This window comes from Streptohalobacillus salinus (assembly GCF_003201605.1).
Lineage (GTDB): Bacteria > Bacillota > Bacilli > Bacillales > Amphibacillaceae > Streptohalobacillus > Streptohalobacillus salinus.
The window spans coordinates 1-10,339 of record NZ_QJJR01000022.1; the positions used below are offsets into that span (position 1 = coordinate 1).

Below are 10,339 nucleotides of genomic sequence, written 5' to 3' on the forward strand. Positions count from 1 at the left end.
TTTTATTCTACAGGGAAACTCACTTGTTTTCTATTATAAAAAGAAAAATAACGCTAGTGAGTTTTTGACTCACCAACGCTATTTATTGTACAACCGATTCATTTTAGTCATCTTGCTTTTTTTATGTTTAATTCATCGCCATATGGAATTTTTTCTGTAGCGTGAAGGTGCACGTTATGAGAAAGTTTTTTGACTTTACAAAAATTTTACGTACGATTCATTCATGCTTAACATCTCCGACGTATACTTAGGATAAATAGAGAGACTGTTAAGAATAGAGGTGAAGGGCATGAATGAAACGATTTTAATAGTAAGTGATAGCCCACCGTTTATTGGTCAGTTGAAACAAGACTGTTATGAGGATGGGTATGTGAGCTGGGAAGCGGCGACTGAAAGCGAAACGTTATCGCTCGTTACGATGGTTGATCCGATCTTAGTTGTGATTGATCTAGAGGCGAATTGTGATGGATTAGAACTATGTCACCGCTTGCGAGAAGTTGGTTATCAGGCTGTCATTATTGTAGTTTCTGAAGATGATTCTGAACTGACGTGTACGCTAACACTTGAACTTGGTGCTGATGATTATTTAGTCAAACCTTATCGATTTAAGGAAATGATCAGTCGGATGAAAGTTGTCAGACGACGAATGATAGAAAAGCTAGTTGTCCAACGTTCTGTGCCAGATGACATGATTGAAAATGGTAGCTATACCTTGATCCCTGATCAATTTCTATTCTACAAGGATCATCAAGTAATCGAATTGACGAAGAAAGAGTTTGAGTTAATTCATTATTTACTAAAGCATAAGGGTGAAGTGATTTCGCGCGACACGCTAGTTGATGCCTTATCGAGTGATTCAGCGACGATAGACGCGCGCATCATCGATGTGTTTGTTAGTCGCTTAAGACACAAAATTGAGCCGGAAGCAGAGAAGTACGAGGTGATTCAAACCATACGTGGAAAGGGGTATCTTTTCACAGATTTTGAAATGGCTTATCGGACACATGTGAAACGTTCTTGAAAAAGAACGTTTGTTCGTATATGATAAAGGTACGAACAAAAGAAGGTGAGTCTTGGTGAAGCGGATTATTTTTTTAGTTGATATGCAGTCGTTTTATGCTTCGGTTGAAAAAGTGAAGAATCCTCGATTGAAACATCGACCTGTCGTCGTAGCGGGCGACCCGAAGTTGCGAAGCGGTATCATTTTAGCAGCTTGTCCATTAGCGAAAAAACAAGGAGTTAAAACGGCCGAAGCAATTTGGCAAGCGGAGGCAAAGTGTCCAGATATGGTTGTTGTCAAACCTAATATGGCGCTCTATATTCAACTGTCTTATCAAATCACCCGTATCTTAGAGCGTTTTTCAGACATGGTTGAAGTGTATTCTATTGATGAACAATTTGTTGATGTTACACATAGTTTGCATTTGTTTGGTACGAAAGAAGAAATGGCAAAACAGATTCATGATGAGATTTTAGAAACACTTGGGATTGAGTCGCGCATAGGTATTGGTGAAAATAAAGTCTTAGCAAAAATGGCCTGTGATCATTTTGCGAAAAAAAGACCTACGGGTGTATTCGAACTGAAACTGGAGAACATTGCAGCGGATTTATGGCCGCTTTCAATTGATCACCTATTTGGGGTTGGAGCACGGATGCGTAAACATTTTGTTATGATGGGATTGCATACAATTGGTAATTTAGCGAATTACCCAGTGAAATTTTTAAAAAAGCGGTGGGGAATCAACGGAGAAGTGCTGTGGCGGTTTGCGAATGGCATTGATACGAGCCCGGTAAGTAATCAAACGCATCGGACGCAAAAAACGATTGGCCACGCGATGACATTACCGTACGATTATCTAACAGCTGAAGATATCAAGGTCGTTCTAAGCGAACTTGCGGAAGAAGTGGCTAGGCGTGTGAGAAAGCAGGGCTATTTAGGTGAAGTCGTTAGTCTATCGCTACGAGGGCATCGTTTTGATGTGAACGAAGGTTTTCACAGACAGCGTAAGTTGGCAGCGCCGACGCAATTGCATGATGTTATCTATGATACGGCATGTGCATTGTTTGATGCGCATTGGACGGGCGTACCGGTCCGCTCTGTCGGTATATCACTAGGACAGCTTGAAAAGAAAGAGATGCGCCAACTATCATTTTTTGATGATCCAGTTGAACAAGAACAATTAGCTGCTGTGATTGACCGGGTGAAAGAAACTTTTGGTCCAACAAGTATTATTCGGGCGAGCTCGTTAACGGGAGCAGGACAAGCGCATAATCGAGCCAAGAAAATTGGTGGACATACAAAATGATGATCATAATGGGTTTAGTCGGGACGAATATGTGGAAAGGTATATTAGATAGTTTAAGAAGGAGGTGGAGGTAATGAAGCATGTGATCCCACTTGTGATGACAGGGTTTGCGTTGATTATTGGGGGCGTATATCTCGCAAGTATAGAAGGAACATCAGAACAAACGGTTTTACCTGTACGTAGTCAACCGACAGAAAGGGTCAACGTGAACTTTAAGGGGGCATCAATCACATTTGAAGAAACCTCTCCTTCCTTTAACGAGACAATTCTCTTTGAAAAGACCGATGCCTTTATTGACGGATTAATACAACCAATTGATGATACGTATCGTTTAGAAACAATAAATTCAATTGATGAATTGTATGCAATTTATGAAGATGTGGCAACACGAGCAGTTGTTAAACCCTATCTCGATTTTTATTTTACGGAAGAAAAAACTGGCGTTTATGTGTTACCGACAGAACTACCGCCGTGGTTTGAAAAAGATCAACCTTATCGACTTAAAGAGATTAACCGCCATAAAGTGAGCGTGACGCAAGAAAACAGCCACTTAGAATTGTATGGTGTATATCAAATTGAATTAGTGTTTGAATGGGTTGAAGGACAAGGCTGGATGATCGTTGCTATTGATCATTCGTGATACAATGATTTTAAAAAGGGAAATGAGGTTATTATGGAGATATTTAAAGATTATTATAACAACACTGTAACACTCTCCTTTTCTGATCATCCTTTTTCGGAATCACCGAAACACGTCCTTGTTTTAACACGGTATCAAAATGCGTGGTTATTGACCCAACACAAAACAAGAGGCTTAGAATTCCCTGGTGGTAAAGTGGAACGAGGAGAGGGTGCCTCTGATGCAGCAGTAAGAGAAGTGTTAGAAGAAACAGGTGGTGTCGTCGCGACATTACATTACATTGGCCAATATTATGTGAATGGGAAGAATGATCAAATCATAAAGAATATTTATTACGCAGAAGTTAATCAATTAATTGAGCAGGACGATTACATGGAAACGCTTGGTCCTGCTTGTGTGAAGGACCTACCTCGACAGATTAAAACAGATGCGGCGTATAGTTTTATTATGAAAGATGATATCATCCAATTAGCAATTAAAAAAATAGACCAGCTGCTGGATGAGGGTATGTCCTAGAAACGGGGCATACTTTTTTGTCGTTTTTAACTCAGGAACAGCGCAACCTTTCACGAAAGAAGAAAGGTTCTTCGAATTGGAACAAACAGCGTGTTCGAGTTGCCAAAGTTCAAGAGAAAATCGCCAATCAGCGCAAGAATTTTCTTCACCATAAATCAAAAGAAATCGTAACGACCTATGATGCCGTTATCATCGAGGATTTGGATATGAAAGGACTGTCACAAGCTTTGAAGTTTGGCAAAAGCGTTTCAGATAATGGGTGGGGAATGTTCACTGCTTTCTTGCATGACAAACTAAATGAACAAGGGAAGAAACTTGTCAAAATTGACAAGTGGTTTCCTTCTTCTAAAACTTGTTCAGGCTGCGGGCGTACGCAACCAATGCCTATGACTATTCGAACGTATGATTGTCTGTGTGGGCTAACGCTTGGTAGAGATATCAATGCGGCACTCAACATCAAAAAGAAGGCATTCGCTTATTAGGCATTACCTAAACAGAAATATAAACGCTTGGAACAAGAGGGTTAGCTTGGTCCATTTCGTTAGCTAGTAAAAGTGGCGATTACCCAAGAACCCCCCACTTCAAGCAACCCGTGAAGGTGGTAAGTGGTGGGTAGTTCACAAATAGAACGGAATAAAAGGTAAAAAAGACGCACGCATATATTGACATTCAAGAGCGGTTTAGATACGATAACATTCGTACGCGATTCGAAACGAAGCGGATTTTTTTGCTTTGTAGAGCAACTTATAAACGAACACTATAAAAGAAGCGGTTAATAGCCAATTCTTTATCTGTTCCGTTAAGGTAAAGTTGGCTAGGTAAAAGCGCTATAATATTATATTAGGAAGTTGACACCAAAAAGGTTGTCAAGGAAGGGAGAGGTTTAGTTATGACACTAAATCGTCGTTTATTTACTTCAGAATCTGTTACTGAAGGACATCCAGATAAAATCAGTGACCAAATTTCAGATGCAATTTTAGATGCAATTTTGGCGAAAGACCCACTTGCCAGAGTTGCTTGCGAAACAACTGTAACAACCGGGCTAGTATTAGTAAGTGGAGAAATCACAACATCAACTTATGTGGATATTCCGAAAATTGTTCGCCAAACCATCAAAGAAATAGGCTACACGCGAGCAAAATACGGGTTTGATTTTGAAACATGTGCAGTATTAACGGCAATTGATGAGCAATCACCCGATATAGCTGGTGGTGTTGATCAAGCATTAGAAGCAAGAGAAGGTAAGATGGATGATGAAGATATCGAAGCGATTGGTGCAGGTGATCAAGGGTTGATGTTTGGTTATGCGAATAACGAAACGCCAGAATTAATGCCATTACCGATCTCGCTTTCGCATAAATTAGCGAAACGATTAAGTGAAGTCCGAAAAGATCACACGATTGATTACTTACGTCCAGATGGTAAAACCCAAGTAACGGTGGAATATGATGAGAATGATCATCCGGTTCGTGTTGACACAATTGTTATTTCTACGCAACACCATCCAGAAGTTGAACTTGAGCAAATTCAAAAAGATATTAAAGAACATGTTATTTATCCAGTCGTACCCAAAGAGTTATTAGACGAGAACACAAAATATTTTATTAATCCCTCAGGTCGTTTCGTGATTGGTGGTCCGCAGGGTGATGCAGGACTTACCGGTCGTAAAATTATTGTGGATACTTATGGAGGCTATGCTCGTCATGGTGGTGGAGCATTTAGTGGGAAAGATGCAACAAAAGTTGATCGTTCTGCATCGTATGCTGCTCGTTATGTAGCGAAAAATATTGTTGCTTCAGGTTTAGCGGATCGTTGCGAAGTGCAACTTGCTTATGCAATTGGGGTTGCGTCACCGGTATCTGTGGCGGTCGATACTTTTGGTACTGGAAAAGTATCAGAAGACAAATTAGTTGAAGCGGTACGCAATTTATTTGATTTACGTCCAGCGGGTATCATTAATATGTTGCAGTTACGTCAACCGATTTTCAAAAAAACAGCAGCTTATGGTCACTTCGGTCGGACAGATGTGAACTTCCCTTGGGAACGTACAGATAAAGCAGCAGCAATTAAGGACTATGTTAAAGCGTAATAAAAAGCGTCAAGCCACTTACACCAAAGGTGTAAGTGGCTTTTTGATATACACAAAGAAGCGCAACACTCAATAAATGAGCATGCGCTTCTTTTCGATAGCAATGATAAAGGGGGGATTGTTTTTTTGATTAACAAATCCATACTGAAGAACGTCATAATCTTTTTGTTCAAGTGATTGAACATAAGTTAAAAGTTGATCGCGTTCGTCAGATCCACCTTCGTGCCCGTGATAGATGACTAAAATAAGTAAGCCACCTTTTTTCAAGTGCTCTAGGATAACCTGGACCGCGTCGAGCGTTGATTGAGGTGTGGTAATGATTGACTTATCACCGCCAGGGAGATAACCAAGATTGAAAATTGCTGCTGTGATATTATGGTAATCCTGTACTTTTAAATGGTCCAGTAAATTAGCGTGACTATCCTGAATCAATAGGCGTTCTGGTTGATTATGCACTGTTAGGCGCCTTCTTGTTTCCTCCAAAGCTTGAGCTTGAATATCAAAGCCATAAACGGTCCCGGTTTCAGCAACGCATTCAGACAATACTAACGTGTCATGGCCATTCCCGCATGTCGCATCAATAACAGTATCGCCCACTTGTACCAGTTCTTTTAGCAATGTGTGAGCATATGGGATGACGCGTTTTAACATGGTAGGACCGCAGGATATTTTTGATAAAACTTGCCTTGATAACTGTCTCGTTTTACGAGTTCGGCATCAATTGCATTGAGCACTTCCCATTTGCTCATGCTCCACATCGGACCAATCAATAGTTCTGGGGGGCCATCTCCGGTAATGCGATGGATGATCATTTCTTTAGGGAGAAGTTCGAGTTGGTCAACGACAAGCTGAATGTATTGATCGCGTGTCATGAATGTTAATAAACCTTTTTCATATTGTTTGACCATAGGCGTTCCTTTAAGCAGGTGCATCATATGAATCTTAATCCCTTGCACATCCATTTCACTGACCGCTTTCGCGGTATCTAACATCATCTGATGATCTTCACCAGGAAGTCCGTTAATGATATGGGTACAAACGTTAATGTTATGCTTACGTAATTTATTGACGCCTTCGATATAACAATCCATATCATGAGCGCGGTTAACTAAGTCAGAGGTTGATTGATGCATGGTTTGTAAGCCTAACTCTACCCATAGATAAGTACGTTTATTTAGTTCCGCTAAATATTCGACAACGTCGTCGGGGAGGCAATCGGGACGTGTACCAATCGATAAGCCAATGACGTTTTCTTGTTGTAGAATCAGCTCAAACTTTTCGCGTAGTTCTTCAACAGGAGCATGTGTGTTTGTATAGGCTTGAAAATAACCCATATATTTAGCGTGAGGCCATTTTTTGTGCATCCGATCTTTTACTTCGTTAAACTGTGTTTCGAGATCATCCACGCGGTCCCCAGCAAAGTCACCTGAGCCGGCAGATGAACAAAAAGTACAACCTCCGTGAGCGACAGTGCCGTCACGATTTGGGCAATCAAACCCACCATCTAAAGCTACTTTAAATATTTTTTCACCAAATTGATTTTTTAAGTGATAATTCCAAGAGTGATACCTTTTTTGATCAAATGAATATGGAAAAGGATTATTCAAAATTAACGCTCCTTCGTTTCTATAAATTATTGTACTTTGGTCATTCTATCACAAGTGCAAATAGGTTGGACAGTCAGTTCACCAATTTGTCGAACAATTGCTTGACAAACGAACGGGGTTTACTTAAAATACGAGTAAATATGACCAACAACAGTTTAAAAGGAATAGTAGGTATTAAACATTGCTATAGAGAGTTAACGTTTGGTGGAAGTTAATCGTGTTTCGTACCGAACTCACCTTTTAGTTTTAGCTATGAAAGCAGGAGTAGCTGACGTTTTTCTGCGTTAAAGAAACAAAGTGAACGCACAGTGTGCGTTAATCTTGGGTGGTACCGCGGGAGCAGCTCTCGTCCCAGTGTTGGGATGGGGGCTTTTTATAGTTTTAGAACGTACGTTCTAAAGGTTGGGTTACATAATTAGACGAGGAGGAACGATCATGTCATTTGATCACAAACTGATAGAAACGAAATGGCGCAATTATTGGCTATCAAACAAAACATTTAAGACAGATACAGATGCGAAGAAAGAGAAGTTTTACGCTTTAGATATGTTTCCTTATCCGTCAGGAGCAGGTCTGCACGTGGGTCACCCTGAGGGTTATACAGCGACAGATATCCTGTCACGTATGAAAAGAATGCAAGGTTATGAAGTGTTGCATCCAATGGGGTGGGACGCATTCGGTTTACCGGCTGAACAATATGCTTTAGATACAGGCAATGATCCTGCTGTGTTTACTAAAAAGAATATCGATACTTTTAGGCGTCAAATTCAAGAACTTGGTTTTTCTTATGATTGGGACCGAGAAATATCTACAACAGATCCGAATTACTATAAATGGACACAGTGGATCTTCTTGCAACTGTATAACAAAGGCTTAGCCTACGTTGATGAGGTAGCTGTAAACTGGTGCCCTGCACTAGGGACTGTCTTAGCCAACGAAGAAGTAATTGATGGTTTAAGTGAACGCGGCGGCCATCCGGTTGAACGCAAACCGATGAAACAGTGGATGCTTAAAATTACTGCATATGCTGATCGATTACTTGATGATTTAGAAGAACTTGATTGGCCAGAAAGTATCAAAGATATGCAGCGGAACTGGATAGGTCGCTCTGAAGGGGCGGATGTTATTTTTGGTATTGATGGCTATGAAGAGACATTTAAAGTTTTCACAACACGCCCAGATACTTTGTTTGGTGCAACTTATACAGTGCTAGCACCGGAACATCCATTGGTTCAAAAAGTTGTGACCGATGCAAACAAGGATAAAGTGAATCGTTACATCGATCAAATAAAATCAAAAAGCGACTTGGAACGGACAGATTTACAAAAAGATAAGACAGGCGTTTTTACGGGTGCCTATGCAGTTAATCCGATTAACGGAAATAAAGTTCCGATTTGGGTTGCTGATTATGTCTTAATGAGCTATGGTTCTGGAGCAATTATGGCTGTGCCTGCTCATGATCAACGTGATTACGAATTTGCAACTAAATTTAACTTGGATATCATCCCGGTACTAGACGGAGGTAATGTAGAGGAAGAAGCCTTTACCGGGGATGGAAAGCATATCAATTCTGGTTTTTTAGATGGCTTGAGTAAAGATGAAGCGATAACCCAAGCGATTGACTGGTTAATTGAACATGATAAGGGAGAAGCGAAGATAACGTATCGTTTACGTGATTGGTTATTTAGTCGTCAAAGATACTGGGGAGAACCGATTCCAATTATTCATTGGGAAGATGGAACAATGTCAGGAGTCGATGAAGCAGATTTACCATTGGTGTTGCCGAAAACAACTGAAATTAAACCGTCTGGCACAGGTGAATCACCGCTTGCGAACATTGATGACTGGGTGAATGTCATAGACGAGAAGACAGGTATGAAAGGCCGCCGCGAGACCAATACGATGCCGCAATGGGCAGGAAGTTGCTGGTACTTTCTGCGGTTTATTGACCCAGACAATACTGAGCAGTTAGCTGATAGAAATGCACTGGAAGCATGGTTACCAGTCGATGTTTATATTGGTGGAGCTGAACATGCGGTACTGCATTTACTGTATGCGCGATTCTGGCATAAATTTTTATATGACATTGGTGTTGTACCAACGAAAGAACCGTTCAAGAAATTATTTAACCAGGGAATGATCTTAGGTGAAAATAATGAGAAAATGAGTAAGTCAAAAGGTAACGTAGTAAATCCAGATGAAATTATTGAAAGCCATGGTGCCGATACCCTTCGTCTATATGAAATGTTTATGGGACCTTTGGATGCATCAATTGCTTGGTCTGAAGGTGGACTAGATGGGGCACGTAGATTTTTAGACCGCGTATGGCGTTTACTCATTAATGATGAGACAAATACACTTAGTGAAAAAGTTAAAGCTGATGTAGCGAATGATGTATTAGAGAAGGTTTATCATGAAACGGTCAAACGTGTGACTGAGAACTTTGAAGACTTAAAATTTAATACAGGTATTTCGCAACTAATGGTCTTTATTAATGATGCTTACAAAGCAGATCAAATTAAACGAACATATGTCGAAGGATTTGTGAAACTTCTATCACCAATTGCACCTCACCTTGCGGAAGAATTGTGGGAAAAATTAAGTCATGAAGGTACAGTTAGTTACGAAGCTTGGCCGAAGTATGACGAAGCCAAACTTGTTGAAGATGAAGTGGAAATTGTGATTCAAATTTTAGGTAAAAATCGAGCGAAAATGATGGTTGATAAACAGGCTACGAAAGAAGACATAGAAAAATTAGCACTTGAACATGATCAAATTAAAGATAAGATTGAAGGCAAAACCGTACGTAAAGTTATTGTTGTGCCAGGTAAGTTAGTGAATATTGTAGCTAATTAATTTAGTGAGCGGCGATGTAGTCAGAATTACATCGTCGCTTTTTAATATATAGAAGTAAAAAAGTTATTGACTTCTTTTTTGATGTAAGTTACAATAATTCTTGCTGCTGAAACACAACAGTCGAATGAAGTAATTGAAAGAAGATTTTGAATATTTCATGTTGACAAGAATTGTTGATGTATGGTAGTATGTATTTACTGTCTGAAACGGACAGGACAAACAATTGATCTTTGAAAACTGAACAAAACACACAGTATGTTAAGAAAAACAAGTAAGTAAAGCTAGTGCTTTAACCAGAGTTATTATGACTCTTTCAATTATATTG

The 10,339-nt window shown here is 39.9% G+C and carries 8 protein-coding genes, 1 pseudogene and 1 other annotated feature; of the genes and pseudogenes, 7 read left to right on the forward strand and 2 right to left on the reverse strand.

The genetic code is table 11. The features are described 5' to 3' along the window. Positions 1–289: 289 nt before the first annotated feature. The 6 genes and pseudogenes from DES38_RS11540 (at position 290) to metK (ending at position 5,551) form a co-directional block, all read left to right on the forward strand. Positions 290–1,021 carry a response regulator transcription factor gene (locus DES38_RS11540; protein ID WP_110252249.1) on the forward strand — a complete coding sequence of 244 codons (732 nt, stop codon included), beginning with the start codon at positions 290–292 and terminating at the stop codon, positions 1,019–1,021. A 52-nt stretch (positions 1,022–1,073) separates the two neighbouring features. Further along, positions 1,074–2,306 (forward strand): DNA polymerase IV, encoded by a 1,233-nt coding sequence (locus DES38_RS11545; RefSeq protein ID WP_110252250.1) that lies wholly within the window; start codon positions 1,074–1,076, stop codon positions 2,304–2,306. A 73-nt stretch (positions 2,307–2,379) separates the two neighbouring features. After that, positions 2,380–2,946 (forward strand): hypothetical protein, encoded by a 567-nt coding sequence (locus tag DES38_RS11550; RefSeq protein ID WP_110252251.1) that lies wholly within the window; start codon positions 2,380–2,382, stop codon positions 2,944–2,946. A gap of 33 nt (positions 2,947–2,979) precedes the next feature. Further along, complete coding sequence (gene ytkD, locus DES38_RS11555; protein ID WP_110252252.1) at positions 2,980–3,462, forward strand: RNA deprotection pyrophosphohydrolase; 483 nt, start codon at positions 2,980–2,982, stop codon at positions 3,460–3,462. A gap of 32 nt (positions 3,463–3,494) precedes the next feature. Next, positions 3,495–3,944: pseudogene (locus DES38_RS11560) on the forward strand (RNA-guided endonuclease InsQ/TnpB family protein); the annotation flags it as partial. 407 nt (positions 3,945–4,351) lie between these two features. Beyond that, positions 4,352–5,551, forward strand: coding sequence for a methionine adenosyltransferase (metK, locus tag DES38_RS11565; protein ID WP_110252253.1), 1,200 nt, complete (start codon positions 4,352–4,354; stop codon positions 5,549–5,551). Between the two features lie 69 nt (positions 5,552–5,620). Here the strand turns inward: metK and mnmM are convergent, their stop codons facing one another. Together mnmM and mnmL are read right to left on the reverse strand one after the other, a co-directional pair. Next, positions 5,621–6,202: a tRNA 5-(aminomethyl)-2-thiouridylate-methyltransferase MnmM gene (gene mnmM / locus DES38_RS11570; protein ID WP_110252254.1), complete on the reverse strand. Its 582-nt coding sequence runs from the start codon at positions 6,200–6,202 to the stop codon at positions 5,621–5,623. Beyond that, the gene (gene mnmL, locus DES38_RS11575) at positions 6,196–7,158 is read right to left on the reverse strand and encodes a tRNA modification radical SAM protein MnmL/YtqA (RefSeq protein WP_110252255.1); all 963 of its coding nucleotides are present in this window, start codon (positions 7,156–7,158) and stop codon (positions 6,196–6,198) included. Before mnmL ends, mnmM begins: the two co-directional genes overlap by 7 nt. Before the next feature lie 144 nt (positions 7,159–7,302). Further along, positions 7,303–7,515, forward strand: a binding site (T-box leader). Between the two features lie 78 nt (positions 7,516–7,593). On the opposite strand from mnmL, the gene leuS reads away from it, so the two are divergent. Then, a complete protein-coding gene (leuS, locus tag DES38_RS11580; RefSeq protein ID WP_110252256.1) occupies positions 7,594–10,014 on the forward strand; it encodes a leucine--tRNA ligase in 2,421 nt (806 codons plus the stop codon). The last annotated feature ends 325 nt before the right edge of the window (positions 10,015–10,339 follow it).

Excerpts from the sequence above, each read along its gene's own strand:
- DES38_RS11540 (WP_110252249.1), top strand. The coding sequence starts at position 290 with ATGAATGAAACGATTTTAATAGTAAGTGATAGCCCACCGTTTATTGGT.
- DES38_RS11550 (WP_110252251.1), top strand. The coding sequence starts at position 2,380 with ATGAAGCATGTGATCCCACTTGTGATGACAGGGTTTGCGTTGATTATT.
- ytkD (WP_110252252.1), top strand. The coding sequence starts at position 2,980 with ATGGAGATATTTAAAGATTATTATAACAACACTGTAACACTCTCCTTT.
- metK (WP_110252253.1), top strand. The coding sequence starts at position 4,352 with ATGACACTAAATCGTCGTTTATTTACTTCAGAATCTGTTACTGAAGGA.
- mnmM (WP_110252254.1), bottom strand. The coding sequence starts at position 6,202 with ATGTTAAAACGCGTCATCCCATATGCTCACACATTGCTAAAAGAACTG.
- leuS (WP_110252256.1), top strand. The coding sequence starts at position 7,594 with ATGTCATTTGATCACAAACTGATAGAAACGAAATGGCGCAATTATTGG.